The 24507-nt window shown below is 65.0% G+C and carries 23 protein-coding genes and 1 riboswitch; of the genes, 10 read left to right on the top strand and 13 right to left on the bottom strand.

Translation table 11 applies throughout. From position 1 onward, the window contains the following. Positions 1–73: 73 nt before the first annotated feature. From dxs to ACQ4N9_RS06750, 3 genes are all read right to left on the bottom strand, one after another. Positions 74–1969, bottom strand: a complete 1896-nt coding sequence (dxs, locus tag ACQ4N9_RS06760) for a 1-deoxy-D-xylulose-5-phosphate synthase (protein ID WP_347150058.1) — start codon at positions 1967–1969, stop codon at positions 74–76. A gap of 174 nt (positions 1970–2143) precedes the next feature. Beyond that, positions 2144–3031, bottom strand: a complete 888-nt coding sequence (locus ACQ4N9_RS06755) for a polyprenyl synthetase family protein (protein WP_390966632.1) — start codon at positions 3029–3031, stop codon at positions 2144–2146. Next, on the bottom strand, positions 3028–3270 hold the full coding sequence (locus tag ACQ4N9_RS06750; RefSeq protein ID WP_011531978.1) for an exodeoxyribonuclease VII small subunit: 243 nt from the start codon (positions 3268–3270) through the stop codon (positions 3028–3030). Before ACQ4N9_RS06750 ends, ACQ4N9_RS06755 begins: the two co-directional genes overlap by 4 nt. A gap of 224 nt (positions 3271–3494) precedes the next feature. Here ACQ4N9_RS06750 and ACQ4N9_RS06745 point away from each other — a divergent pair, with 224 nt between their 5' ends. From ACQ4N9_RS06745 to ACQ4N9_RS06735, 3 genes are read left to right on the top strand one after another with little or no spacing between them, the layout of a single operon-like run. Next, entirely contained in the window at positions 3495–4898 is a 1404-nt protein-coding gene (locus ACQ4N9_RS06745; RefSeq protein WP_390966634.1) for an MBOAT family O-acyltransferase, read from the top strand. Continuing rightward, positions 4885–6012: an SGNH/GDSL hydrolase family protein gene (locus ACQ4N9_RS06740; protein WP_390966636.1), complete on the top strand. Its 1128-nt coding sequence runs from the start codon at positions 4885–4887 to the stop codon at positions 6010–6012. The genes ACQ4N9_RS06745 and ACQ4N9_RS06740 overlap by 14 nt, the downstream gene beginning before the upstream one ends. Position 6013: 1 nt before the next feature. Continuing rightward, positions 6014–7207 carry an SGNH/GDSL hydrolase family protein gene (locus tag ACQ4N9_RS06735; RefSeq protein WP_390966638.1) on the top strand — a complete coding sequence of 398 codons (1194 nt, stop codon included), beginning with the start codon at positions 6014–6016 and terminating at the stop codon, positions 7205–7207. 120 nt (positions 7208–7327) lie between these two features. Here the strand turns inward: ACQ4N9_RS06735 and ribB are convergent, their stop codons facing one another. After that, a complete protein-coding gene (gene ribB / locus ACQ4N9_RS06730; protein ID WP_125462444.1) occupies positions 7328–7978 on the bottom strand; it encodes a 3,4-dihydroxy-2-butanone-4-phosphate synthase in 651 nt (216 codons plus the stop codon). 80 nt (positions 7979–8058) lie between these two features. Further along, positions 8059–8200: riboswitch (FMN riboswitch) on the bottom strand. A 72-nt stretch (positions 8201–8272) separates the two neighbouring features. Here ribB and ACQ4N9_RS06725 point away from each other — a divergent pair. From ACQ4N9_RS06725 to ACQ4N9_RS06715, 3 genes are all read left to right on the top strand, one after another. Next, positions 8273–9499, top strand: coding sequence for an RtcB family protein (locus tag ACQ4N9_RS06725; RefSeq protein ID WP_390966641.1), 1227 nt, complete (start codon positions 8273–8275; stop codon positions 9497–9499). Between the two features lie 159 nt (positions 9500–9658). Continuing rightward, a complete protein-coding gene (locus ACQ4N9_RS06720; protein WP_390966643.1) occupies positions 9659–9889 on the top strand; it encodes a type II toxin-antitoxin system ParD family antitoxin in 231 nt (76 codons plus the stop codon). Next, positions 9886–10221 carry a type II toxin-antitoxin system RelE/ParE family toxin gene (locus ACQ4N9_RS06715; RefSeq protein ID WP_390966645.1) on the top strand — a complete coding sequence of 112 codons (336 nt, stop codon included), beginning with the start codon at positions 9886–9888 and terminating at the stop codon, positions 10219–10221. Before ACQ4N9_RS06720 ends, ACQ4N9_RS06715 begins: the two co-directional genes overlap by 4 nt. 309 nt (positions 10222–10530) lie before the next feature. Here ACQ4N9_RS06715 and ACQ4N9_RS06710 read toward each other — a convergent pair whose 3' ends face one another. The 9 genes from ACQ4N9_RS06710 to exaC form a co-directional block, all read right to left on the bottom strand. Next, positions 10531–11229: a LexA family transcriptional regulator gene (locus ACQ4N9_RS06710; protein WP_390966647.1), complete on the bottom strand. Its 699-nt coding sequence runs from the start codon at positions 11227–11229 to the stop codon at positions 10531–10533. Between the two features lie 163 nt (positions 11230–11392). Next, positions 11393–11920: an inorganic diphosphatase gene (gene ppa / locus ACQ4N9_RS06705; protein WP_003255365.1), complete on the bottom strand. Its 528-nt coding sequence runs from the start codon at positions 11918–11920 to the stop codon at positions 11393–11395. A gap of 94 nt (positions 11921–12014) precedes the next feature. Continuing rightward, the gene (locus ACQ4N9_RS06700; protein ID WP_125857290.1) at positions 12015–12830 is read right to left on the bottom strand and encodes a zinc-dependent peptidase; all 816 of its coding nucleotides are present in this window, start codon (positions 12828–12830) and stop codon (positions 12015–12017) included. A gap of 5 nt (positions 12831–12835) precedes the next feature. Beyond that, positions 12836–13483: a DedA family protein gene (locus ACQ4N9_RS06695; protein ID WP_390966649.1), complete on the bottom strand. Its 648-nt coding sequence runs from the start codon at positions 13481–13483 to the stop codon at positions 12836–12838. Positions 13484–13817: 334 nt separating this feature from the next. After that, positions 13818–14276: a GNAT family N-acetyltransferase gene (locus ACQ4N9_RS06690; protein WP_153787707.1), complete on the bottom strand. Its 459-nt coding sequence runs from the start codon at positions 14274–14276 to the stop codon at positions 13818–13820. Positions 14277–14382: 106 nt separating this feature from the next. Then, a complete protein-coding gene (eutC, locus tag ACQ4N9_RS06685; RefSeq protein ID WP_390966652.1) occupies positions 14383–15201 on the bottom strand; it encodes an ethanolamine ammonia-lyase subunit EutC in 819 nt (272 codons plus the stop codon). An 8-nt stretch (positions 15202–15209) separates the two neighbouring features. Continuing rightward, the gene (locus ACQ4N9_RS06680) at positions 15210–16604 is read right to left on the bottom strand and encodes an ethanolamine ammonia-lyase subunit EutB (RefSeq protein ID WP_390966654.1); all 1395 of its coding nucleotides are present in this window, start codon (positions 16602–16604) and stop codon (positions 15210–15212) included. 49 nt (positions 16605–16653) lie between these two features. Beyond that, complete coding sequence (gene eat, locus ACQ4N9_RS06675) at positions 16654–18102, bottom strand: ethanolamine permease (RefSeq protein WP_125857293.1); 1449 nt, start codon at positions 18100–18102, stop codon at positions 16654–16656. A 223-nt stretch (positions 18103–18325) separates the two neighbouring features. Next, entirely contained in the window at positions 18326–19846 is a 1521-nt protein-coding gene (gene exaC, locus ACQ4N9_RS06670; protein ID WP_125462456.1) for an acetaldehyde dehydrogenase ExaC, read from the bottom strand. Between the two features lie 266 nt (positions 19847–20112). On the opposite strand from exaC, the gene ACQ4N9_RS06665 reads away from it, so the two are divergent. The 4 genes from ACQ4N9_RS06665 to ACQ4N9_RS06650 all read left to right on the top strand — a co-directional run bounded on the left by ACQ4N9_RS06665 (position 20113) and on the right by ACQ4N9_RS06650 (position 24424). After that, positions 20113–22098 carry a sigma-54-dependent Fis family transcriptional regulator gene (locus ACQ4N9_RS06665; RefSeq protein ID WP_390966656.1) on the top strand — a complete coding sequence of 662 codons (1986 nt, stop codon included), beginning with the start codon at positions 20113–20115 and terminating at the stop codon, positions 22096–22098. A 66-nt stretch (positions 22099–22164) separates the two neighbouring features. Further along, positions 22165–23514: a UDP-N-acetylmuramate:L-alanyl-gamma-D-glutamyl-meso-diaminopimelate ligase gene (mpl, locus tag ACQ4N9_RS06660; protein WP_390966658.1), complete on the top strand. Its 1350-nt coding sequence runs from the start codon at positions 22165–22167 to the stop codon at positions 23512–23514. Then, entirely contained in the window at positions 23511–24140 is a 630-nt protein-coding gene (gene ubiX / locus ACQ4N9_RS06655) for a flavin prenyltransferase UbiX (RefSeq protein ID WP_390966660.1), read from the top strand. The genes mpl and ubiX overlap by 4 nt, the downstream gene beginning before the upstream one ends. Further along, complete coding sequence (locus ACQ4N9_RS06650; RefSeq protein WP_390966662.1) at positions 24137–24424, top strand: YceK/YidQ family lipoprotein; 288 nt, start codon at positions 24137–24139, stop codon at positions 24422–24424. The genes ubiX and ACQ4N9_RS06650 overlap by 4 nt, the downstream gene beginning before the upstream one ends. Positions 24425–24507: the final 83 nt, after the last annotated feature.

Genomic DNA, 24507 nt, shown 5'->3' with positions numbered 1-24507 from the left:
AACTCCCACAGGAATCAGGCGATCCTTGTGGGAGCTGGCTTGCCAGCGATGGGCCGCAAGGCGGCCCCAGGGATTACAGGCCGAGCTTGGCTATTCGAGCCTTGACCGCAGCCTCGATCCCCGCCGCATCCAGCCCGCACTCGGCGAGCATTTGCGCCGGCTTGGCATGCTCGACATAGATGTCCGGCAGGCCCAGGTGCAGCAGCGGTTTGACCACCGCCTCGCGGGCGAGGAACTCACCCACGGCAGCGCCGGCACCGCCCATGATGGCGTTTTCTTCGACGGTCACCAGCAGCTCATGGCCAGCGGCCATTTCCAGCACCAGGGCTTCGTCCAGCGGTTTGACGAAGCGCATGTCGACCACGGTGGCGTCGATCTCTTCGGCGACCTGCAGGGCTTCGCTCAGTTGCACGCCGAACACCAGCAGGGCGACCTTGCTGCCCCGGCGGCGGACCACGCCCTTGCCGATCTCCAGTGGCTCGAGGTCGCCGCTGATCGGCGCGTTCGGGCCGGTGCCACGCGGGTAGCGCACGGCCGCCGGGCCCTTGTAGTGGTGGCCGGTGCTGAGCATCTTGCGCAGCTCGTTCTCGTCGCTCGGGGTCATTACCAGCATGCCGGGGATGCAACGCAGGTACGACAGGTCGTAGGCCCCGGCGTGGGTCGGGCCGTCCTCGCCTACCAGGCCGGCGCGGTCGATGGCGAACAGCACGTCGAGGTCCTGCACCGCCACGTCGTGGATCAGCTGGTCATAGCCGCGCTGCAGGAAGGTGGAGTAGATCGCCACCACTGGCTTTGCGCCTTCGCAGGCCATGCCGGCGGCCAGGGTGACCGCGTGCTGTTCGGCAATCGCCACGTCGAAGTAGCGCTCGGGGAAGCGTTCGCTGAAGTCGACCAGGTCCGAGCCTTCCTTCATCGCCGGGGTGATGCCCACCAGGCGGTTGTCGGCGGCGGCCATGTCGCACAGCCACTGGCCGAACACGGCGGAGTACTTCGGCCCGCTCGGCTTTTTCGGCGCGACCGGCTTGTTGGCCGGCTCCAGCTTGGTGATGGCGTGGTAGCCGATCGGGTCGACCTCGGCCGGGGCGAAGCCCTTGCCCTTTTTGGTCACCACGTGCAGGAACTGCGGGCCCTTGAGGTCACGCATGTTGCGCAGGGTGGCGATCATGGTCGGCAGGTCGTGGCCGTCGATCGGGCCGATGTAGTTCCAGCCCAGCTCTTCGAACAGGGTGCCGGGCACCAGCATGCCCTTGGCGTATTCCTCGGTGCGGCGGGCGATTTCCCAGGCGCCAGGCAGGCGTGACAGCACTTTCTTGCTGCCTTCGCGCATGCTGGCGTAGGTGCGGCTGGAGAGAATCTTGGCCAGGTAGTTGGACAGCCCGCCGACGTTGCGCGAGATCGACATGTCGTTGTCATTGAGAATGACCAGCATGTCGGCATTCACTTCCTGCGCGTGGTTCAGCGCTTCGAAGGCCATGCCGGCGGTCAGTGCGCCATCGCCGATCACCGCGATGGATTTGCGCGGATCGTTCTGCAGGCGGGCGGCGATGGCCATGCCCAGCGCGGCGCTGATCGAGGTGCTGGAGTGACCGACGCCAAAGGTGTCGTACTCGCTCTCGCTACGGCGCGGGAAGGCGGCGATGCCGTCCTTCTGGCGCAGCGACAACATGCGGTTGCGCCGGCCGGTGAGGATCTTGTGCGGGTAGGCCTGGTGACCGACGTCCCACACCAGCCGGTCATCCGGGGTGTCGAAGACGTAGTGCAGGGCGATGGTCAGCTCGATGACGCCCAGGCCGGCACCGAAATGCCCGCCGGTCTGCCCCACGGTATAGAGCAGTTCCTGGCGCAGCTCGTCGGCCAAAGGCTCGAGGTCGGCTTCGGCCAACCGGCGCAGGCCGGCAGGCGTGTCGGCGCGGTCGAGCAACGGCGTGACCGGGCGTTCGCGGGGGATCTCTTGAAACGTCGTGGGCATCAGGCGAGTCGTTATAGGTTTGAAGACGCGGCAGTTTACCCCATTGTGGGAAAAGCTGCCCATTCAAGCGGGGGCCTACGCCCTCTGTGGGAGCGGGTTTACCCGCGAATGCGATGTTGCATCAACTACCGCATTCGCGGGTAAACCCGCTCCCACAGGGAGAGGCGTCAAGGTTCAATGACGGCGTTCGACGATATAGCGGGCCAGCGCCCGCAGCGGCTCGGCGCTGTCGCCGAAGCCGGCGAGGGCGCCCAGCGCCTGGTCGCGCAGTTCCAGGGCATAGGCCTTGGCCGCGTCCAGCCCGAGCAGCGCCGGGTAGGTCGGTTTGTCACGGGCGATGTCGGCGCCCTGGCGTTTGCCCAGGGTGGCGGTGTCGCTCTCCACATCGAGGATGTCGTCCTGCACCTGGAAGGCCAGGCCGATGGCCTGTGCATAAGTCTGCAGGGCGTCGAGCTGGGCCTGTTCGGCGCGGGCGCTGGCGAGGGCGCCGAGGCGCACGCTGGCTTCGATCAGCGCGCCGGTCTTGTGCCGGTGCATGTATTCCAGGGCCTGCTGGTCGAGCTTGACGCCCACCGAGCCAAGGTCGATGGCCTGGCCGCCGACCATGCCGGCGGGGCCCGCGGCCTTGGCCAGGGCCTGGACCATCTGCAGGCGGATGCTGTCGGCTTGCGGGCTCAGCGCCGGGTCCAGCAGGGCGCTGAACGCCAGGCTTTGCAGGCCGTCGCCGGCGAGGATGGCGCAGGCTTCGTCGAAGGCTTTGTGGGTGGTCGGTTGGCCGCGACGCAGGTCGTCGTCGTCCATTGCCGGCAGGTCGTCATGCACCAGCGAGTAGGCGTGGATCAGTTCCACCGCGCAGGCCGCACCGTTGGCCTGTTCGGCCGGCGCACCCAGGGCCTCGCAGGCGGCGTAGGCGAGCAGCGGGCGCACGCGCTTGCCACCGTTCATCACGCTGTAGCGCATGGCGGCGTACAGGCGCTCGAGTTCTTTGGAGGGGGCCTTGAACAGCGTTTCCAGTGCGGCGTCGACCCGCACCTGGGCGCTGGCCTGGTAACCGGCGATCATGCCTCTGGCTCCGCGTCGAACGGCTGGGCAGCCAGCTCGCCGTCACGTTCCAGCAGGATCTGCACCTTTTGCTCGGCCTGGGCCAGGGCGCCCTGGCAGTCACGGGTCAGGGCGATGCCTTGCTCGAAGGCGGCCAGCGACTCTTCCAGCGACAATTCGCCGTTCTCCAGGCGCTCGACCAGGGCTTGCAGGTCGGCGAGGGACTGTTCGAAATCGATGGAGGCTTTTTTGCGGGCCATGGCGACTGTCTCGGTGGTATTCAGAACGGCGCGACACTAGCAGAGCGGGGCAGGGGGAGCAAATCAGCAAGGCTTTGGTCTTATTTTGTAGCATTTGTGCCGGTGCGGATGTCTTGCAAATCCAGTCGTTTTCAGATTGTGAGGGGGTTGGCCCTCTGCCATACTCCGCGCCCTCTGGCCTGCGGGCTGGCACCCCCCTTTGATGTCACGTAACGGACTACGTTGTGAGCTTCCTTTCGATCGAATTCGGCCTCTGCTTTACGCTGTTCTTCATTGTCTACTGGAGCCTGTGCTGGAGTGCACGGCTACAGAACCTCCTGCTACTGGCGGCTAGCTATGGCCTGGTGGCGAGCTTCAGCCTGAACTCGCTGTACATCCTGTTGGGCTATAGCGCACTGGTGTACCTGCTTGGGCTGCTGGCCGGGCGCTACCCCGGGCGCCGGTTCTGCGGCGTGCTGCTGCTGACTTTGGTGCTGGGCTGCTTCTACCTGTTCAAGTACCAGGCATTCTTCGTCGAAGGCGTGCAAGCCGCGCTGGCGGCGGCCGGGCTGGACGTGTCGCTGCCGTTGCTGGAACTGCTGGTGCCCATCGGCCTGTCGTTCTACACCTTCCATTCGGTCAGCTACCTGGTATCGATCAACCGTCGCGAACTGGCGCCGGCCACGGCGCTGGACCTGGCCCTGTACCTGGCGTTCTTCCCCAGCCTGGTGGCCGGCCCGGTCAACCGCGCCCTGCACATGCTGCCGCAGATCCGCCCGCAGGGCTTGCGCCAGGTGCTGGAGCCGCAGCGGGCGCTGGGGCTGATCGCGCTGGCGGTGGTCAAGCTGTTCTTCCTCAGCGCCTGGCTGGGCAGTGAGTGGGTCGACCCGGTGTTCGAAACCCCGGGCAGCTTCACCCCCGAGCAGGTGCTGTTGAGCGTGTACGGCTACAGCCTGCTGATCTACTTCAACTTCAGCGGCTACACCAACCTGGTCACCGGCATCGCCCTGCTGTTGGGGTTCCGCCTGCCGGAGAACTTCAACGCACCTTATGCCGCGCACAACCTCAAGGAGTTCTGGGGGCGCTGGCACATCAGCCTGTCGCGCTTCATCCGTGACTACGTCTATATCCCGCTGGGCGGCAACCGCAAAGGCGTGTGGCGCGGCAACCTGAACATGCTGCTGGCGATGCTGGTGTCCGGGCTGTGGCATGGCGCCAGCATCAACTTCATTCTGTGGGGCGCGCTGCACGGGGTTGGCCTGGCCCTCTCCAAGCTGTTCAGCCAGCTGCTGCCAGGCTTCGCGAATATGCCCGGCGCTGGCCTGCTGGCACGCCTGATGACCTTCCACTACGTGGCTTTTGCCTGGATCTTCTTCCGCAGCCCGACGCTGGACGGCGCCGTCGAGATGCTCGGCGACATCGCCCAACTGAGCCTGGCCGGGCTCAACAGCGCCACCGGCCTCATGCTGCTGGCCTGCGTGTTTTACATCGCTACTTATCCACAGTGGCTGGCAGTGCTGCGCAAGGGCTTTGCTGCCAGCCAGCGGCTGCCCTGGCAGCTGTACCCAGTGCCATTGGGGATTGGCGTGTCGCTGGTGATTTTCGCGTCGCAATCGGGTGTGCCGGGGTTCATCTATGCAAGCTTCTGATAGCAAACAGCTGTTTCAGGTGCAGATGGGCGCGGCCCGTGCGTTGTACGCGATCGTGGTCACGACCGCCTTGCTGTTCTGGCTGAACCAGGACTCGATCAGGCTGTACTGCCAGCAGAAGTACCACCAGAGCTGCGAGATCCCGCTGCTCGGCCAACTGCCGGCCTGGCGCTTCGGGGCGCAACTGACGGCGGCGCTGGAGCAGGGCCGCGACAGCGTCATCGCGCAACTGCAAGCGGCGCAGCAGCAGGTCGCAGGCCCATTGCCCGAGGTGCTGCCCGCGCCGATGCCGGTGGTCACGGTCAACCTGGAAACACCGGCGGCGCTGGCCCAGCCCTTGCCGGCGGCGCCAGTGGCCCTGCCTGCGCCTGCCCCCCAGCATGCCCTGCCGCCTCAGGTAGCCGTTGCAGCACCGCCGGCGGCATCTGCCCCGACCTTGCTGCAACCTGGCACCGTGGTTTCCCTGGCCGCCGGCGATGACGTGCTGCTGGTCGGCGACTCGCTGATGCAGGGCGTGGCCCCGCACCTGGCCAACAGCCTGCGCAAGCGCTACCAGATCCGCACGGTCAACCTCAGCAAGCAGAGTACCGGCCTTGCCTACCCGGGCTTCTTCAACTGGCCGAAAACCGTGGCCGAGACCCTCGCCCACGAGCCGAACATCCGCCTGATGGTGGTGTTCCTCGGCCCCAACGACCCCTGGGACATGCCCCAGGGCAAGGGCAAGCCGTTTTTGCGCTTCAAGTCGCCGGAGTGGGAAGTGGCCTATCGTGCACGTATCGACTCGATCCTCGACCAGGCCCGTGCGCACAACGTGCAGGTGTTGTGGGTCGGGCCGCCGAACATGGAGAAGCCGCGGCTGTCCACGGCCATGGGCTACCTGAGCGACCTGTACCAGCAGCAGACTGCGCTGTACGGCCAGCACTATGTGTCGGCCAACCCGATCCTCGGCTATACCGACGACGGGTTCGCCGCGACGGTGCTGACGCCCGAGGGCAAGCGGGTCAAGGTGCGGGTCGATGACGGCATTCATTTCACCATCACGGGCCAGAAGATGATCGCCGCACAGGTACTGTCGCTGATCAGCTTGCCGGGCCTGACCGTTACAGGACACTAAGATGCGCCAATGGCATCACTTGCTGGGCCTGGCCCTGCTGATCAGCGCCGTACCTGCGTGCAGCACCGGCGCCAACAGCGTGGCCACCCAGCCCGCCGCACGGCCGGCAGCCGCGCCCGTTGTGCGCCAGGACGGCAATGTCGGCCTGCTTGCCGGCAAGTTGCGCAATGCCGGCCGCGCGCCGGTTGGCATCGTCCAGCTGGGCGACTCGCACACCGCCGCCGACCTGTTCAGCGGTGAGCTGCGCCGCCTGTTGCAGGCGCAATACGGCGATGGCGGTATCGGCCTGGTGCCGGCTTCGTCGGTGCCGGGTATCCGCAATGACCGAGTGATCATCAAGAGCGAGGCGCGCCAGTGGCAACTGGTGTCGGCACGCAACCAGCAGAGCAGCCAGTTCCCGCTTGGCGGTTACCTGTCGCTGCCGCAAGCCAACCGCTCCAGTGTGCTGCTGAAGGCGCGTGATGAAGACCGCCAGCGCTACAAGGTCTCGGCGCTGTACCAGTCCACCGGCAACGCCACGCTACTGGCCAACGGCGGCCAGCGTCGCCCTCTGGCCATCACCAACGGGCAGTGGCGCTTCAGCCCGGCCTTCGCCAATCTCGGCCTGCCGCTGCAACTGGGCGTGGAGGGTGGGGGCAACATCGCGTTGGGCGGCTGGTACCTGCAGGGGCAGAGGAATGCCGGGGTGATCTACTCGGCGCTGGGCATCAATGGTGCCCGCCAGGAGGTGGTGGACAAGTGGCAGCCGGGTTGGCTGGACAGCCTCAAGGCTGTGCGACCGGACCTGGTGATCCTGGCCTATGGCACCAACGAGGCCTTCGACGACACGCTCGACCTGGGGCTGTACCAGTCGCAGCTGGAGGCGACGCTGCGCAGCCTGCGCAAGGACCTGCCGCAAGCAGCGATCCTGCTGGTCGGGCCGCCGGACTCGATCAAGCGGCGCAAGGCGGGCAGTTGCGCGGCGCGTCAGCCACAGCCGCTGGCGTCGGTGATCCGCATTCAGAAGCAACTGGCACAGCGGCACAAGGCGCTGTTCTGGGACTGGCAGGCGTTCATGGGCGGGCCGTGCTCGATTGCCGGTTGGCAGGCCAATGGGCTGGCGCGGCCAGACCTGGTGCACCTGACGGCTGACGGCTATCGCAAGAGTGCGGCGGGGTTGTATGCGTTCTTGAAGGGGCCGTTGGGGCTGCGTTGAGCTTCAGGCCGTATCGCCGGCAAGCCGGCTCCCACCCCGACCGTATAAACCCAAGCTATGCGCTATCCCTGTGGGAGCCGGCTTGCCGGCGATAGGGGCGCAAAGCGCCCCCGACAAAGGTCAGGCCGGCTCGGCCTCAAGCTCCAGCATGGCTTCGCGATAGCGCGCCAGCTCTTCGATGGTCAGCACCGGCAGGTTGTACTGCCGGGCATACACCGCCACCTGCTCACCCCGGGCCATGCTGCCATCGGGGTTCATCAGCTCGCACAGCACCGCCGCCGGGCGCAGGCCGGCCAGGCGCGCCAGGTCCACCGAGCCTTCGGTGTGGCCGCGGCGGGTCAGCACGCCGCCGTCGCGGGCGCGCAGCGGGAACACGTGGCCGGGGCTGACGATATGCCGCTGCTGCGCGGTGGAGCGCAGCGCCGCTTCGATGGTGGTGATGCGGTCCTGTGCCGAGACGCCGGTGCTCACGCCTTCGGCTGCCTCGATGGTGACGGTGAAACCGGTGCCGTGGCGGGCCTGGTTGTTCGGCACCATCGGCGCCAGCTGCAGGGCGTCGACGGTGGCTTCGTCCAGGCACAGGCAGACGATGCCGCTGCAGTCGCGGATCATCATGGCCATGGTCTGCAGCGAAAGGTTCTCGGCGGCGGCGACGATATCGGCTTCGTCCTCGCGGTCGTCGTCGTCGAGCAGCAGCACCGGGCGCCCGGCCTGGAAGGCGGCGATGGCGGCAGTGACGTTGGGGAATTGCTTGTTGAGCAAGGTGGACATGAAACGCTCCTCGTGAATGATCGATGAACGTCTCGGGGCGAACAAAATGCGCGCGCAGGGGCGCCTGGATGGCCCCTGCCTGACGCCTTCTTTCATCCGGACTATGACCGTCGGCTCTGGAGTCGCACCAGATCTGCTGACCCCCGGCATGGCCGGGGCGCTCGCGGGCTCATCTTTCGATTTACCGCCGGTGGGGACTTTCACCCCGCCCTGAAGACCGGCCAAGCATACAGCACTGTGCCACCTTGCTGGCAAGCGGCCGGTCTACGACCTTCGGCGGTATCATGGCGGCAAATGCTCTGCGGAAACGATGACATGGACACCTTGCAAGGCGCCGGCGGCAAGCCGATCAAACTGTGGACCGACGGCGTGCCGGTCGAAGACGAGGCCCGCAAACAGTTGCTCAACACGGCGCAGATGCCGTTCATCTTCAAGCACCTGGCGGTGATGCCGGACGTGCACCTGGGCAAGGGCTCGACCATCGGCAGCGTGATCCCCACCCTGGGCGCGATCATCCCGGCGGCGGTGGGGGTGGATATCGGCTGCGGCATGATCGCTGCGCGGACCTCGCTGCATGCCCGCGACCTGCCGGACAACCTGCACGGCCTGCGTACGGCCATCGAGCAGGCCGTGCCCCACGGCAAGACCTTTGGTCGCCGCGACCAGGGCGCCTGGGACAACGTGCCCAGGCACGCCGACCAGCAGTGGCAAGGCCTGGCCGGGCGCTTCAAGGCCATCACCGACAAGTACCCACGGCTGGAAAAGACCAATAACCGCCAGCACCTGGGCACCCTGGGCGGTGGCAACCACTTCATCGAGGTCTGCCTGGACGAGGCCGACCGGGTCTGGTTCATGTTGCACAGTGGCTCGCGCGGCGTCGGCAATGCCATCGGCAACCTGTTCATCGAGCTGGCCCAGGCCGACATGCGCCAGCACCTGGCCAATCTGCCGGACAAGGACTTGGCCTATTTCGAAGAGGGCAGCCGGCATTTCGCCGACTACGTGGAGGCGGTGGAGTGGGCCCAGGATTTCGCCCGGCACAACCGCGAGCTGATGATGCAGGCGGTGGTGGCGGCCACCCGCAAGGTGCTGGGCAAACCGTTCGAGGCCAGCCTCGAGGCGGTCAACTGCCACCACAACTATGTGCAGAAGGAACGGCACTTCGGACGTGAAGTGCTGGTGACGCGCAAAGGGGCGGTGTCGGCGCAGAAGGGGCAGTTGGGCATCATCCCGGGCTCCATGGGCGCCAAGAGTTTCATCGTGCGCGGCCTGGGCAACGAGGAATCGTTCTGCTCGTGCAGCCATGGTGCAGGCCGGGTGATGAGCCGCACCAAGGCCAAGAGCCGCTTCAGCGTCGATGACCAGCGGCGCGCCACGGCCCATGTCGAGTGCCGCAAGGACAAGGACGTGATCGACGAGATCCCGATGGCCTACAAGGATATCGACGCGGTCATGCAGGCCCAGCGCGAGCTGGTCGAGGTGGTGCATACCCTGCGCCAGGTGGTGTGTGTGAAGGGCTGAAGTTGCGACGAGAGGCTGCGTTATCCACCTCGAATGCCTGGCTTGGTACTGGCGTTTCGTCGCAGGGGTAATGCTCGGCCATCCTTTTGTCGTGTAGGGCTTCAACAGTGTTTTCTGGGGTGTATGCTTTGGCAAATTTTGGCAAATCCGGACGCAGTCATGAGCACCATGAACATTTCCCTGCCGGACTCATTGAAGTCGTTCGTTGACGATCAGGTCAGCCAGCGCGGTTACAGCACCAGTAGCGAGTACGTGCGCGAGTTGATCCGCAAGGATCAGGATCGGCAACATCTACGGAGTCTGCTTCTGGCCGGGGCTGGCTCGGCTCCCACCACTTCGGTGGATGATGACTACTTCGAATCACTGCGGGCAAAGGTACGCAGGGGGTGAAGGCAACGGCCAAGCCAGTGATTCCCCGAGTGCTCGCGCGTGAAGATGTCGAGAATGCTGTCAGTTACTACCTTGCTGAGGCCACAGAGCAAGTCGCAGTCGGATTCATCGATGCGCTTCAACAAGGCTACGGGCATATGAGTCGCCATCCGACATCGGGTATCAGCCGCTATGGCCACGATCTGGATCTGCCTGGGTTGTTCTGCTGGCCGTTGAAGCGTTACCCCTACCTGGTGTTCTACGTCGAGCGCGATGACCACATCGATGTCTGGCGTGTTTTGCATGCCAAGCGCGACATTGCTCAATGGTTGGCCGACGACCTCATCCATTAGTTCGATGGGCACGGGTAAGACGCGCATGACAACCTCAGGCTATGCCCGGTGGCAGAGAAATGCGGGGGTATCGTGCAGGCATTAAAAAGCCGGCTTGTGGCCGGCTTCTCGGGGACGATCTTGGCTCATTTTTGATAAGCCGCAATCGCCTTAAACGGTTGGCAACATGGCCTGAAAAAGATGGCGGACGGCTGTGTGAGGCGTCGCCAGGCCCTCTGCAATGCGGCTTGCACCATCAGGGGGCGTGATGTGGCGCGTAGCATACTAGGGCTCACCGGGGATGCCCAGCAAAAAGTAGTGCGAAGTGTTTCAGCATGGCCGCGCCGGGCGCAGGCAGGACCACCAGAACACCCAGCCGAGGATCAGCAGCTTCTGCGTTCTGCGTTGCTGGGCGGTGAAGCGCTCGACCGGGTGGTTGAGACGGTCGTGGCTGTGCAGGCACAAGGTGCCGTTGTTGCCTTGGGTGAGTCGGTGCACGCGCAACCGGCCGTTGTGCAGCAGTGCGTAGTATTCGCCTTCGATCACCCGGGTGAGGCTGGAGTCGATGGCCAGGAGCGTGCCCGGGGGCAATAGCGGCGCCATGTTGCTGGCCGGCATGCCGATACAGAAGGCGTTGTGCGCGGCAACACCCACGCTGTCGAGGGCTTGGCGGGGGATCGGCTGGAACAGCTCAGGTGTGGCACTCAGGCTGCCCTGCTGCAACTGATGCAAGGGCAGTTGCACGCTTTGCGTGCCCAGCGCCAGCAGCGGCGCTGGGGCTTGCGTGGGTGCAAGGGCAGGGCGGGCGGGTGCGAGAGGGTCGGGATGTTTAGGGCCTTCGCCGCTACGTAGCCAGCGCGGGTACACACAGAACAGCTCGGCGATTTCGTCGAGCCGAGCTTGCGGCACGCCACGCTTGAACCAGTTGTTGATGTGTTGGGGCGTGACGTTGCGCTGGGCAGCAAAGTCGGAAGGGGTCAGGTTGCACTCCTGCGGGAGGGCTTTGAGGCGATCACCGGATGAGTTCATGGTGGCGAGTCTATCGCCCTGTTTACTGTGTGGAAATGAACTCGATGTGCAGGCGATCTGTGGGAATCATTGCGGTTCGCAGGCATTTGCCTAGGAGCAAGTAGGAATTTTCCATCGCCCACAAAAAAGCCCTGCCGAGGCAGGGCTTTTTCATGCATCAGCTTCAGCCCTTGTAGGCAGCAACCGACTTGGTGATCGCGGCGCGGGCGGCGTCGGCGCCTTCCCAGCCTTCGATCTTGACCCACTTGCCCTTCTCCAGATCCTTGTAGTTGGCGAAGAAGTGCTCGATCTGCTGGATCAGCAGGGCTGGCAGGTCGGTGTATTCCTTCACGTCAACGTACAACTGGGACAGCTTGTCGTGCGGGACGGCGATGACCTTGGCGTCGCCGCCGCCGTCGTCGGTCATGTTCAGCACGCCGACCGGGCGGGCGCGGATGACCGAACCTGGGGCAACCGGGTACGGGGTGACGACCAGCACGTCCAGCGGATCACCGTCGTCAGCCAGGGTGTTGGGGATGAAACCGTAGTTGGCCGGGTAGAACATCGGGGTGGCCATGAAGCGGTCGACGAACAGGGTGTCGCTGTCCTTGTCGATTTCGTACTTGATCGGCGCGTGGTTGGCCGGGATCTCGATAGCGACGTAAATGTCGTTCGGCAGGTCTTTGCCAGCCGGGATCTTGCTGTAGCTCATTGGGCTATGCCCCCGTGTTTGATCAAAAAAAAGTGGCGCGATTATAGGCACATTCCGACAGGGCATGCCACGCCCGGCCTGATGTGCGGGGCTGTCAGGCGTGGTTTTCGCGGTAGTCCGGATGCTCGGCCTGCAGGCGTGCCAGACGGGCCAGCGGGTCCTGGCGGTAGAACAGCGACAACTGAAGGTAGACCTTCGGATAAGCGGCGTGCAGCAGGTCGGGGGCGCTGAAGAAGTACTCGCTGCTGACGGCAAAGAACTCCGCCGGATTCTCTGCCGCGTAGGGGTCGATGGCGGTCTCGGCGTCGGGGTTGGCGTCGAGCTGACGGTTCAGGTCGTCGTAGGCGTGCTGCATGGCGTTGGCCCAGTCTTCGACCTGCATGCCGCTGTGCAGCGGCGGCAGGCCGTTGGCGTCGCCATTGAGCATGTCGAGCTTGTGCGCCAGTTCGTGGATTACCAGGTTGTAGGCCTCCCAGCCGCCGCTGGTCAGCACCCCCGGCCAGGCCAGGATCACCGGGCCCTGTTGCCAGGCCTCGCCACTGTGCTCGGCGTCCCACACGTGTTCCACGCCGCTGCTGTCGCGGTGGCGCTGGGGGCTGACGAAGTCGTCGGGGTAGAGGATGAGCTCATGGAAGCCCTGGTACCAGTTCAGCTCGCCCAGGTGCAGCAGTGGCAGCTGGGCCTGGGCGGCGAGGAACAGACGCTGCTGGTCATCCAGTTCGACCCCGGGCAGGGCGGTCAGGTGCTTGTCGTGCAGGAACAGCACGCAAGCCTCGCGCAGCCAGCGGTCTTCGTCGTCGCTGATACCGTCGAGCATTGGCAGGCGCTGACGGATGGCCTGCCACAGTTGATCATCGACCGGGTAGCGGGCCAGGGTGCGCCGGCGCCGCCAGGCGCTGAACGACCACATTTGCGTCAGTGGGCCTTGGCGGTGCGGCCCAGGCGGCCGCGCAGCAGGCCGAGGAGCATCGGCACCAGCGACAGGACGATGATGGCCACCACCATCAGCGACAGGTGTTGCTTGATGAACGGCACATTGCCGAAGAAGTAGCCCAGTGTGACCAGGCCGCCCACCCACAGCAGCGAGCCGGTCACGCTGAAGGCCAGAAAGCGCGGGTAGTGCATGTGGGCGATACCGGCGACGAACGGCGCGAAGGTCCGCAGGATCGGCAGGAAGCGGGCGAGGGTGACGGTCTTGCCGCCATGGCGGGCGTAGAAGTCGTGGGTCCGCTGCAGGTAGTCCTGGCGGAAGATCTTCGACTTAGGGTTACTGAACAGCCGCTCGCCTGCCGTGCGCCCGATCACATAGTTGGTGCTGTCGCCGAGGATCGCTGCCGCCATCAGCAGGCCGGCCAGCAACACCGGGTCCATGCCGCCGCCTGCGGCCACGGCACCGGCGATGAACAACAGCGAGTCACCTGGCAGGAAAGGCATCACCACCAGGCCGGTTTCGCAGAAGATCACGGCAAACAGGATGGCGTAGATCCAGGGGCCGTAGTTGGTGACCAGCAGATCAAGGTAGGCATCGAGATGCAGGATGAGGTCCAGCGGGTTGAAATCCATGTACAGCACCTGAGTTCATGACCCGCTTCCACGGGCGCGCGATGACGGACAGCGTCTTGGGCGTGGGCAGATTCACCTGGGGAAAGGTAACTTTTCACACATGACTGGAGGGGGATTATACGGCGAAGTCGCAATCATGCCCGGAGAGTTTGTAGCGGGGGGTTACGATGGATTCACGCATAACCTGTGGGAGCGGCTATCGCCGCTAAGCAAGCGACGCGATGCATGGCACCGGCTGCGCCGGTGTTCGCGGCTGAAGCCGCTCCCACAGGGCCCTGGCACACCCATTACATCTGTGCAGATCTGTGAGAGCAGCCTCGCGCAGCGCTTAGGTTCAATCCTGGGTGATCGGCAGGATGTAGTTTTCGAACTCGGTGTCCTTGCGAAAACCCATGGACTCGTAGGTCTTGCGCGCCACCTCGTTGTCGCTGCTGGTGGACACGCGCATGCGCACGGCGTTCGATTCCTTGGCCATCTTCTTGGCTTCGCGCATCAGGTGGTCGGCCACCAGCATGCGCCGCGAGTCTTCGGCGACGTAGATGTCGTTGAGGATCCACACACGTTTGAGCGACAGCGACGAGAAGCTCGGGTAGAGCTGGCAGAAACCCAGCAACTTGCTGTCGTCGTCAACGGGCAGGGCGAGGTAGATGATCGATTCGCCGCGCTTGAGGCGCTTTTCCAGGAAGCTGCGGGAGCTGTCCGGGTAAGGCAGCTGGCCATAGAACTCACGGTACTTCACAAACAACGGCGTGAGCAGGTCGAGGTGCTCCAGGGTAGCCTTGATGATTCGCATGTGCGGGCCTCAGTGTCCATTTAGGGGATACGGCGGATTGCCAGCAGTCAACTGCATGCTGCCTAAAGCAGCCTACAAGTGCAATCCGCCTTCCGTGACATGTTTTTTACCCTTCTCCTAGCAGGAAGTTTCCATTTTTTTTGCCCGAATTGTCACTTTCAATGCTGTGGACCTCGGCCTCATCCTTCAGATTCACCCCCGACAGCTGCCTTTTGCAGGCTTCGCGCATCAGGTACAGCAGGCGATGGGCGGCCATGCCATAGCTCAGGCCTTCCAGGCGCACGTTGGATATGCAGTTGCGATAGGCGTCGGTCAGGCCGACCTTGGGCGCATAGGTGAAGTACAGCCCGAGGCTGTCGGGCGAGCTCAGCCCCGGGCGCTCGCCGATCAGCATCACGGTCATGCGTGCCTTGAGCAGCTCGCCCACTTCATCGGCCACCGCCACCCGACCTTGTTCCACCAGCACCACCGGGGCGCTGGTCCAGCCGTCGGCGGCGGCCTGCTCTTCGAAGCGGCTGAGGAAGGGCAGGGTGTGGCGGTGCACGGCCAGGGCCGACAGGCCGTCGGCGACGACGATGGCCAGGTCGACGCCGGCCGGGTTGGCCTGGGCGTGCTCACGCAGTTGCTGGGCAGAGTCCGCGTGCAGGCGCCGGCCAAGGTCGGGGCGCTGCAGGTACTGGTTGCGGTCGCTGGCGGCGCTGTGCAGCAGCAGGCTGGCGCGGCCACGATCACTGAGCTGCTGGCGCAGGCCGGCATGGTCGAAGGGCAGGTGCACGGCATCGCGGGCCTGGGCGTGGGCGAACTGGAAGTCCAGTTGGGCGCTGGTCGGCAGGCTGATGCCGGTGCGGCCCAGGGCGATGCGCGCCGGGGTGAGGTTACGCAGGGCCAGCCAGGGGTTTTGTTCGGTAGGGGTATGTCGGTCCATGGGCGCTCCTAGGCCAGCTGCGCGAGCGCGTGGCGGAAGGCCGGCGGCAGGTTGTCGCCGAAGCGGACCCGGCCATCGGCCTGGGTGAAGATGCCGGTGCGTTCGAGCCACGCTTCGAATTCCGGCCCGGGTTTGAGGCCGAGGGTTTGCCGTGCATACAGCGCATCGTGGAACGAGGTGGTCTGGTAGTTGAGCATGATGTCGTCGGAGCCGGGGATGCCCATGATGAAGTTGATCCCGGCCACGCCCAGCAGGGTGAGCAGGGTGTCCATGTCGTCCTGGTCGGCTTCGGCATGGTTGGTGTAGCAGATGTCGCAGCCCATCGGCACGCCCAGCAGCTTGCCGCAGAAGTGGTCCTCGAGGCCGGCGCGGATGATCTGCTTGCCGTTGTAGAGGTACTCCGGGCCGATGAAGCCGACCACGGTGTTGACCAGGAAGGGCTTGAAATGCCGGGCCACGGCATAGGCGCGGGTTTCGCAGGTTTGCTGGTCGACGCCGTGATGGGCGTTGGCCGACAGGGCGCTGCCCTGGCCGGTTTCGAAGTACATCAGGTTTTGCCCGAGGGTGCCGCGCTTGAGCGACAGCCCGGCCTCGTAGCCTTCCTGCAGCACGTTGAGGTTGATACCGAAGCCGGCATTCGCCGCTTCTGTGCCGGCGATCGACTGGAACACCAGGTCCAGTGGCACGCCACGGTTGATCGCCTCGATGCTGGTGGTGACGTGGGTCAGCACGCAGGACTGGGTGGGGATCTGGTAGCGCTGGATGATGTTGTCGAGCATCACCAGCAGGTCGCAGATCGAGGCGATGCTGTCGGTGGCCGGGTTGATGCCGATCATGGCATCGCCGTTGCCGTACAGCAGGCCGTCGAGGATGCTGGCGGCGATCCCGGCGGGTTCGTCGGTGGGGTGGTTGGGTTGCAGCCGCGTCGACAGGCGCCCACGCAGGCCCATGGTGCCGCGGAAGGCGGTGACCACACGGATCTTCTGCGCCACCAGCACCAGGTCCTGCACACGCATGATCTTCGACACGGCCGCGGCCATTTCTGGCGTCAGGCCGGGGGCCAGGGCGCGCAGGCTGTGTTCGTCGGCCTGCTCGCCGAGCAGCCGGTCGCGCAGGCCGCCGACGGTCAGGTGGCTGACCGGGGCGAAGGCCTGCGGGTCGTGGCTGTCGATGATCAGCCGGGTGACTTCATCGTCTTCGTAAGGGATCAACGCTTCGTTGAGGAAGTGCTTGAGCGGGATATTGGCCAGGGCCATCTGCGCGGCGACCCGTTCGCCATCGTTGCTGGCGGCCACCCCGGCCAGGTAGTCGCCCGAGCGTGCCGGGCTGGCCTTGGCCATGACCTCTTTGAGGCTGTCGAAACGGTAGAGCTGGTTGCCCACCGTGTGTACGAAACTTGCCATACAGAATCTCCAGAGCGCCGCAGGGCTGGCCTGCGGCGCGGGTCGACGATCAGTGCAGGGCCTCTTCGGCCTTCTGGATCGCGGCGAATTCCTCTTCCGGCGTGCCGGCCACCAGGTGGTGGCGACTGTAGAACGCAAAGTAGGCGATCAACACCGCATAGATCACTGCGGCGCCAATCACCACCCGCGGGTCGACCAGGAAACCGGCGACCACGGCGATACAGGCCAGCACCAGGGCCACGCCCGAGGTGAAGATGCCACCGGGGGTGCGATACGGGCGCTCCATTTTCGGGCGACGGATACGCAGGGTGATGTGCGCGGCCATCATCAGCACATAGGACAGCGTAGCGCCGAATACCGCCACCAGGATCAGCAGGTCGCCCTGGCCGGTCAGCGACAGGGCGAAGCCGATGATCCCGGGGATCACCAGGGCCAGTACCGGGGCTTTGCTCTTGTTGGTCTGCGACAGTTTGCGCGGCAGGTAGCCGGCGCGGGACAGGGCGAAGATCTGCCGCGAATAGGCGTAGATGATCGAGAAGAAGCTGGCAATCAGGCCGGCCAGGCCGACCAGGTTGACGAAGCCGCCCATCCAGGTGGAGCCGCCGTAGGCTTTGGCCAGCGCCTCGACCAGCGGGTTGCCCGAGGCCTTGAGGGCGTCGGCCCCTGCGCCGCCGGGGCCGACCACCAGGATCAGCAGGGCGAAGGCCAGCAGCACCAGCATGGCGCCGATCAGGCCGCGCGGCAGGTCGCGTTTCGGGTTCTTGGTTTCTTCGGCGGCCAAGGGCACGCCTTCGACGGCGAGGAAGAACCAGATCGCATAGGGGATCGCGGCCCACACGCCGACATAACCGAACGGCAGGAAGCTGCTTGCACCGACAGCGTCGGTCTTGGCGATGTCGAACAGGTTGGCTGCATCGAAATGGGGCACCATGCCGATCAGGAACACCGCCAGGGCGATGGCGGCGACGGCGGTGATGATGAACATCAGTTTCAGTGCCTCACCCACCCCGAAGATGTGGATGCCGATGAAGATGATGTAGAACGCCAGGTAGATCATCCAGCCGCCGATGCCGAACAGCGACTGGCAGTAGGCACCGATGAACACGGCGATGGCCGCGGGGGCGATGGCGTATTCGATGAGGATCGCCGTGCCGGTAAGGAAGCCGCCCCAGGGCCCGAACGCGCTGCGGGCAAAGCCGTAGCCGCCGCCGGCGGTGGGGATCATCGAGGACAGCTCGGCCAGCGAGAAGCACATGCACAGGTACATGGTGGCCATCAGCAAGGTGGCGAGGAACATGCCGCCCCAGCCACCCTGGGCCAGGCCGAAGTTCCAGCCGGCGTAGTCGCCGGAAATCACGTAGGCCACGCCCAGGCCTACCAGCAGGACCCAGCCGGCGGCACCTTTTTTCAGTTCACGTTGCTGGAAATACTCGGAATTGACCTTTTCAAAGTCGACGGAGGAGCTTGCCGGCGCGCCGGCGGAATGATCGCTTGGCATGGATTCACCTGTTGTTTTTTTTGGTGGCCGGAAGGGTTCCGGGCCTTGGTGATTTGTGTTGCAGGAAGCGAGCCAGAGCGGTTGCTGCACGGCAACCGGCCTGGGTTTGGTGTATGCAGGTCTGGCCTCTTCGCGGGTAAACCCGCTCCCACAGGCCTTGTGCTGAACCTGTGGGAGCGGCGGTGCGCCGATGCGATTTACCCGCGAAGCAGGCGACGCGGTTTTAGAAGAAGCCCAGCGGGTTGATGTCGTAGCTCACCAGCAGGTTCTTGGTCTGCTGGTAGTGGTCGAGCATCATCTTGTGGGTTTCACGGCCGACGCCGGACTTCTTGTAGCCACCGAACGCGGCATGCGCCGGGTACAGGTGGTAGCAGTTGGTCCACACACGGCCGGCCTTGATGCCGCGGCCCATGCGGTAGGCGCGGTTGATGTCGCGGGTCCATACACCGGCGCCGAGGCCGAACTCGGTGTCGTTGGCAATCGCCAGGGCTTCGGCTTCGTCCTTGAAGGTGGTGACGCTGACCACCGGGCCGAAGATTTCTTCCTGGAACACGCGCATCTTGTTGTTGCCCTTGAGCAGGGTCGGCTGAATGTAGTAACCCGTGGCCAGCGAACCTTCGAGTTGCTCCACCTTGCCGCCGGTCAGCAGCTCGGCGCCTTCTTCCTGGGCGATCTTCAGGTAGGACTGGATCTTGTCGAACTGCTGCTGCGAGGCCTGGGCGCCGACCATGGTGTCGGTGTCCAGCGGGTCGCCGCGCTTGATCTGCAGGACCTTCTTCATCACCACTTCCATGAACTGCGGGTAGATCGACTCCTGTACCAGCGCACGCGACGGGCAGGTGCACACTTCGCCCTGGTTGAAGAACGCCAGCACCATGCCTTCGGCGGCCTTGTCGATGAAGCTCGGCTCGGCCTGCATGATGTCTTCGAAGTACACGTTCGGCGACTTGCCGCCCAGTTCGACGGTGGACGGGATGATGTTCTCGGCCGCGCACTTCATGATGTGCGAGCCGACCGGGGTGGAGCCGGTGAAGGCGATCTTGGCGATGCGCTTGCTGGTGGCCAGCGCTTCACCGGCCTCGCGGCCATAGCCTTGCACCACGTTGAGCACGCCTTTGGGCAGCAGGTCGCCGATCAGTTCCAGCAGCACGGTGATGCCCAGCGGGGTCTGTTCGGCGGGCTTGAGCACCACGCAGTTGCCGGCGGCCAGGGCCGGGGCGAGCTTCCAGGCGGCCATCAGCAGCGGGAAGTTCCAGGGGATGATCTGCCCGACCACGCCCAGCGGCTCGTGGATGTGGTAGGCCACGGTGTTCTCGTTGATCTCGGCGGCGCCGCCTTCCTGGGCGCGGATGCAGCCGGCGAAGTAGCGGAAGTGGTCGACGGCCAGCGGGATGTCGGCGTTGAGGGTTTCACGGATCGGCTTGCCGTTGTCCCAGGTTTCGGTGATGGCCAGCAGTTCGAGGTTCTGCTCGATGCGGTCGGCGATCTTCAGCAGCACGTTGGAGCGGTCCTGCACTGACGTGCGGCCCCAGGCATCGGCGGCGGCGTGGGCGGCGTCGAGGGCCTTGTCGATGTCTTCGGCAGTGGAACGAGGGAACTCGGCGATCGGCTGGCCGTTCACCGGCGAGGTGTTGGTGAAGTACTCACCCTTTACCGGAGGAACGAACTCACCACCGATGTAGTTGCCGTAGCGGGTCTTGAAGTTGACCTTGGCGCCCTCGGTACCGGGATGTGCGTAACGCATGGTGTGTCTCCTGGTCATTGTGATTGTTGCGGAGTTACCAAGCGTAGAGCAAAGGTCGGGCCAGTGCCGGCTGGCCCTTGCAGATCAATGACTTGGGTCATTTTTCCAGGCGGGTCGGCACGGCCCTGTACCAAGGCTGGCACGGACTGGGTGACACTTTGTACCGTTGATGGCACAGCCGGTGACTCGGTGGTCAGCCAGCATTGCAAAGCGTTCGTGCCTGGAGGATGCTGGCGCAACGCTCTATCTGCGGAGAACAACAACAAATGCAGAGCAACCCGTTCAGCCGCCACGCCCAGCAAGTGCTGACTGTCGCCCATGGCCAGGCCAGCGGGCCGGGCAGCGACCCCTCCATCGCCCGCTCCTGGCTGCGCTGCCTGGAGGACTATCATCTCGACCCTGCGCGCGCCCAGGCCCCGGTGGTGCTCGAACACGGCCGCCTGCTGGAAAGCCGCGAGCGCCTGCAGCAGGTGCTGCAGATCGCCGACAACGAGATGAACAGCCTGCACCAGCAGCTTTCGGGCAGCGGGCATGCCGTGTTGCTCACCGATGCCCGCGGGGTGATCCTCAACTGCGTGACCGCACCCGGCGAGCGGCGCATTTTCGAGCGTGCCGGGTTGTGGCTCGGTGCCGACTGGAGCGAGGCGCGCGAGGGCACCAACGGCATCGGCACCTGCCTGGTCGAACGCCAGGCCCTGACCATCCACCAGGGCGAGCACTTTCGTGGCCGGCATACCGGCCTGACCTGCTCGGCCAGCCCGGTGTTCGACCCCCACGGTGAACTGCTGGCGGTGCTCGACGTGTCGTCGGCGCGGCCGGACGTGTCGCGCCAGAGCCAGTTCCATACCATGGCGCTGGTCAACCTTTCGGCGAAGATGATCGAGAGCTGCTACTTCCTGCGCCACTTCGAGCAGCAATGGCTGCTGCGTTTCCACCTGCAGGCCGAATCGGTCGGCTTGTTCAGCGAAGGCTTGCTGGCGTTCGACGGCGATGGGCGGATCTGCGCTGCCAACCAGAGCGCGCTGAACCTGCTGGGCAGCATTCGCGGTGGCGTGCTGGGCAAAACGGTCGATCGGTTCTTTGCCTGCAGTCATGACGAACTGTTCAGCCGCGCCACGGCGCAAGGCAGCACGGCTTGGCCGCTGCACACCCGTGATGGCCGGCAGGTGTTCGCCAGCCTGCGCGGGCAGGCGCGTAAACCTGTGTGGTCGGTGCCGGCGGCGTTGCCCCAGGCACGCCAGGCCGCCGAGCCGGGCATCTGCCTGCTCGACCCGGCGTTGCAGCATGACTTTCGCCGGGCCGTGCGGGTCTTCGAGCGTGATGTGCCGCTGCTGCTGCGCGGTGAGACCGGTTGTGGCAAGGAGGCGTTCGCCCAGGCCGTGCACCAAGCCAGCGCTCGCCGTCACAAGCCCTTCGTGGCGATCAACTGCGCGTCGATCCCGGAGAGCCTGATCGAGAGCGAGCTGTTCGGCTATCGAGGCGGCAGTTTCACCGGGGCGCGCAAGGAGGGCATGCGCGGCAAGCTGTTGCAGGCCGATGGCGGCACCCTGTTGCTCGACGAGATCGGCGACATGCCGTTGGCGTTGCAGACCCGCTTGCTGCGGGTGCTGGAAGAGCGCCAGGTAGTGCCGATTGGTGGTGAACCGCAGGCAGTAGATGTGCGCATCATCAGCGCCACCCACCGTGATTTGCTCGAGCGGGTGGCGCAGGGGGGCTTTCGCGAAGACCTTTATTACCGCCTCAATGGCCTGGAGGTGGCGTTGCCGGCGCTGCGCGAGCGCAGTGACAAAGGGCAGTTGCTGGACTTTTTGCTGGGTCAGGAGGCCGAAGGGCAGGCGCTGGCCATCGAGCCTGCGGCGCGTCAGGCGCTGCTCGATTTCGCCTGGCCGGGTAACGTGCGGCAGATGCGTAACGTGCTACGGACCTTGGTGGCGCTGTGCGACGGCACGCATATCGGTTTTTCGGACCTCCCCGCAATCGTCCGCGATGACGCGTCCCCTGTAGGAGCGGCCTTGTGCCGCGAAAGGGTCGCGCAGCGGCCCCAAAATTGCACCGACACCGCCGATTCCGCCGGGGCCGCTTCGCAGCCCATTCGCGGCACAAGGCCGCTCCTACATGCCGAGCGCCAGGCGCTGCTGGACATATTGGAAGCCAACCGCTGGCACATGACCCACGTCGCCGAGCACTTGGGCATCAGCCGCAACACCCTGTATCGGAAACTGCGCAAACACGGCATCGCCAGGGCCGGCTGAGCGAAACAGCGGGTGCGATTTCCCGCGCCCTGGGCTACCCTGCGTCGACGTTTTGCGAGGTCGACCATGCACATTCATATTCTCGGTATTTGCGGCACTTTCATGGGCTCGCTGGCGGTGCTGGCCAAGGCACTTGGCCATCGCGTCACCGGTTCGGACGCCAACGTCTATCCGCCCATGAGCACCCAGCTCGAAGCCCAGGGCATCGAGCTCACCCAGGGCTATGACCCTGCACAACTGCAGCCGGCCCCGGACCTGGTGGTGATCGGCAACGCCATGTCGCGGGGCAACCCGGCGGTGGAGTACGTGCTGAACAAGGGCCTGCCCTATGTGTCCGGCCCGCAGTGGCTGGCCGACCATGTGCTGCAGGGCCGTTGGGTGCTGGCAGTGGCCGGTACCCACGGCAAGACCACCACCAGCAGCATGCTGGCCTGGGTGCTCGAACACGCCGGCATGAGCCCGGGCTTCCTGATCGGTGGCGTGCCGCAGAACTTCTCGGTCTCCGCCCGCCTGGGCGATACGCCGTTCTTCGTGGTCGAGGCCGACGAATACGACAGCGCGTTCTTCGACAAGCGCTCGAAGTTCGTCCACTACCACCCGCGCACCGCGATCCTCAACAACCTTGAGTTCGATCACGCGGACATCTTCCCGGACCTTGCAGCCATCGAGCGGCAGTTCCATCACCTGGTGCGCACCATCCCGAGCGAAGGCCTGGTGATCCACCCGACCACCGAGCAGGCCCTGGAGCGGGTAATCGGCATGGGCTGCTGGACCCCGGTGCAGACCACCGGCGAGGGTGGCCAATGGCAGGCGCGCCTGCTCAGCGCCGACGGCTCGCGCTTCGAAGTGCTGTTCGACGGTGAGGTGCAAGGCGTGGTGGACTGGGAAATGACCGGCCAGCACAACGTCGCCAACGCCCTGGCCACCCTGGCCGCCGCCCGTCATGTCGGTGTGGTGCCGGCCATGGCCATCGACGGCCTCAGTGCGTTCAAGAGCGTGAAGCGGCGCATGGAGAAGGTCGCCGAAGTGCAGGGCGTGACCATCTACGACGACTTCGCCCACCATCCGACCGCCATTGCCACCACCCTCGACGGCCTGCGCAAGCGCGTCGGCGAGGCGCCGGTGATCGCGGTGATCGAGCCGCGCTCCAACTCCATGAAGCTCGGTGCGCACCGCGATGGCTTGCCGGAAAGCGTCAACGATGCCGACCAGGTGATCTGGTATGCCCCGGCCAACCTGGGTTGGGACCTCGCCGCCACGGCCGCCCAGTGCAAGGTGCCCAGCGTGGTTGCCGACAGCCTCGAAGCGATCATCGAACGCATCAAGGGCCAGGCCCGTCCGGGTACCCATGTGGTGATCATGAGCAACGGCGGTTTCGGCGGCCTGCATGGCAAGCTGGCCGAGGCACTGAAGTGAACGGGCCGCAGCGCATCACCCTGGCCATGACCGGCGCCTCCGGGGCGCAGTATGGTCTGCGCCTGCTCGACTGCTTGGTGCGTGAGGACCGCGAGGTGCACTTCCTCATCTCGAAGGCTGCGCAACTGGTGATGGCCACCGAGACCGATGTGCTGCTGCCGGCCAAGCCCCAGGCGATGCAGGCCTTCCTCACCGAGTACACCGGCGCCGCCGATGGGCAGATCCGTGTGTATGGCAAGGAAGACTGGATGTCGCCGGTGGCTTCGGGCTCCGGCGCGCCGGCGGCGATGGTGGTGGTGCCCTGTTCCACCGGTACGCTCTCGGCGATTGCCACCGGCGCCTGCAACAACCTGATCGAACGCGCTGCCGACGTCACGCTCAAGGAGCGACGCCAGTTGATCCTGGTGCCGCGTGAAGCACCGTTCTCCACCATCCACCTGGAGAACATGCTCAAGCTGTCGCAGATGGGCGCGGTAATCCTGCCGGCGGCGCCGGGCTTCTACCACCAGCCACAGACCATCGACGACCTGGTCGATTTCGTCGTGGCGCGGGTTCTCAACCTGCTGAACATTCCCCAGGACATGCTGCCGCGCTGGGGTGAGCATCACTACGGGGTCGACGATTGAGGCGGGTTCTGCTCGGGCTGCTGGTGCTGACCCAGCTTGGCGGTTGCGCCACGGTGCGCACGCTGGACGCGAACAAGCCGGGCGCCCCGGTGGTGTATGCCGGGACGCGGCTGGACCTGTATGTGATCAATGGCGGCTGTTGCCCGCAGGATCACTTCGGTGCGCTGGCGCCGGCCTATCCGGGGCTGGACCTGCCGGGGAGCGCGCTGCTCGATACTTTGCTGTTGCCGTTGTCGTTGCTGACGGCGGCGGGGGTAGGCTTTAACGCCACGGGCGGGCTGTAAGTGATCAAGGGGCGAAAGGTCAGTCATTGATCAGGTGAAGACTGTGGGAGCGGGTTTACCCGCGAATACGTCTTTGGGTTCAA

This window comes from Pseudomonas sp. ES1, from assembly GCF_050586605.1.
GTDB lineage: Bacteria > Pseudomonadota > Gammaproteobacteria > Pseudomonadales > Pseudomonadaceae > Aquipseudomonas > Aquipseudomonas sichuanensis.
This window is presented reverse-complemented; position numbering and strand designations above follow the sequence as displayed.

Excerpts from the sequence above, each read along its gene's own strand:
- ACQ4N9_RS06720 (WP_390966643.1), top strand. The coding sequence starts at position 9,659 with ATGAGCACCATGAACATTTCCCTGCCGGACTCATTGAAGTCGTTCGTT.
- ribB (WP_125462444.1), bottom strand. The coding sequence starts at position 7,978 with ATGTCCACCTTGCTCAACAAGCAATTCCCCAACGTCACTGCCGCCATC.
- ACQ4N9_RS06700 (WP_125857290.1), bottom strand. The coding sequence starts at position 12,830 with ATGTGGTCGTTCAGCGCCTGGCGGCGCCGGCGCACCCTGGCCCGCTAC.
- ACQ4N9_RS06740 (WP_390966636.1), top strand. The coding sequence starts at position 4,885 with ATGCAAGCTTCTGATAGCAAACAGCTGTTTCAGGTGCAGATGGGCGCG.
- ACQ4N9_RS06710 (WP_390966647.1), bottom strand. The coding sequence starts at position 11,229 with ATGAACTCATCCGGTGATCGCCTCAAAGCCCTCCCGCAGGAGTGCAAC.
- ACQ4N9_RS06755 (WP_390966632.1), bottom strand. The coding sequence starts at position 3,031 with ATGATCGCCGGTTACCAGGCCAGCGCCCAGGTGCGGGTCGACGCCGCA.
- ACQ4N9_RS06665 (WP_390966656.1), top strand. The coding sequence starts at position 20,113 with ATGCAGAGCAACCCGTTCAGCCGCCACGCCCAGCAAGTGCTGACTGTC.
- ppa (WP_003255365.1), bottom strand. The coding sequence starts at position 11,920 with ATGAGCTACAGCAAGATCCCGGCTGGCAAAGACCTGCCGAACGACATT.
- dxs (WP_347150058.1), bottom strand. The coding sequence starts at position 1,969 with ATGCCCACGACGTTTCAAGAGATCCCCCGCGAACGCCCGGTCACGCCG.
- ACQ4N9_RS06735 (WP_390966638.1), top strand. The coding sequence starts at position 6,014 with ATGCGCCAATGGCATCACTTGCTGGGCCTGGCCCTGCTGATCAGCGCC.
- ACQ4N9_RS06725 (WP_390966641.1), top strand. The coding sequence starts at position 8,273 with ATGCTCTGCGGAAACGATGACATGGACACCTTGCAAGGCGCCGGCGGC.
- ACQ4N9_RS06690 (WP_153787707.1), bottom strand. The coding sequence starts at position 14,276 with ATGCGAATCATCAAGGCTACCCTGGAGCACCTCGACCTGCTCACGCCG.
- mpl (WP_390966658.1), top strand. The coding sequence starts at position 22,165 with ATGCACATTCATATTCTCGGTATTTGCGGCACTTTCATGGGCTCGCTG.
- ACQ4N9_RS06695 (WP_390966649.1), bottom strand. The coding sequence starts at position 13,483 with ATGGATTTCAACCCGCTGGACCTCATCCTGCATCTCGATGCCTACCTT.
- exaC (WP_125462456.1), bottom strand. The coding sequence starts at position 19,846 with ATGCGTTACGCACATCCCGGTACCGAGGGCGCCAAGGTCAACTTCAAG.
- ACQ4N9_RS06750 (WP_011531978.1), bottom strand. The coding sequence starts at position 3,270 with ATGGCCCGCAAAAAAGCCTCCATCGATTTCGAACAGTCCCTCGCCGAC.
- eat (WP_125857293.1), bottom strand. The coding sequence starts at position 18,102 with ATGCCAAGCGATCATTCCGCCGGCGCGCCGGCAAGCTCCTCCGTCGAC.
- ACQ4N9_RS06680 (WP_390966654.1), bottom strand. The coding sequence starts at position 16,604 with ATGGCAAGTTTCGTACACACGGTGGGCAACCAGCTCTACCGTTTCGAC.
- eutC (WP_390966652.1), bottom strand. The coding sequence starts at position 15,201 with ATGGACCGACATACCCCTACCGAACAAAACCCCTGGCTGGCCCTGCGT.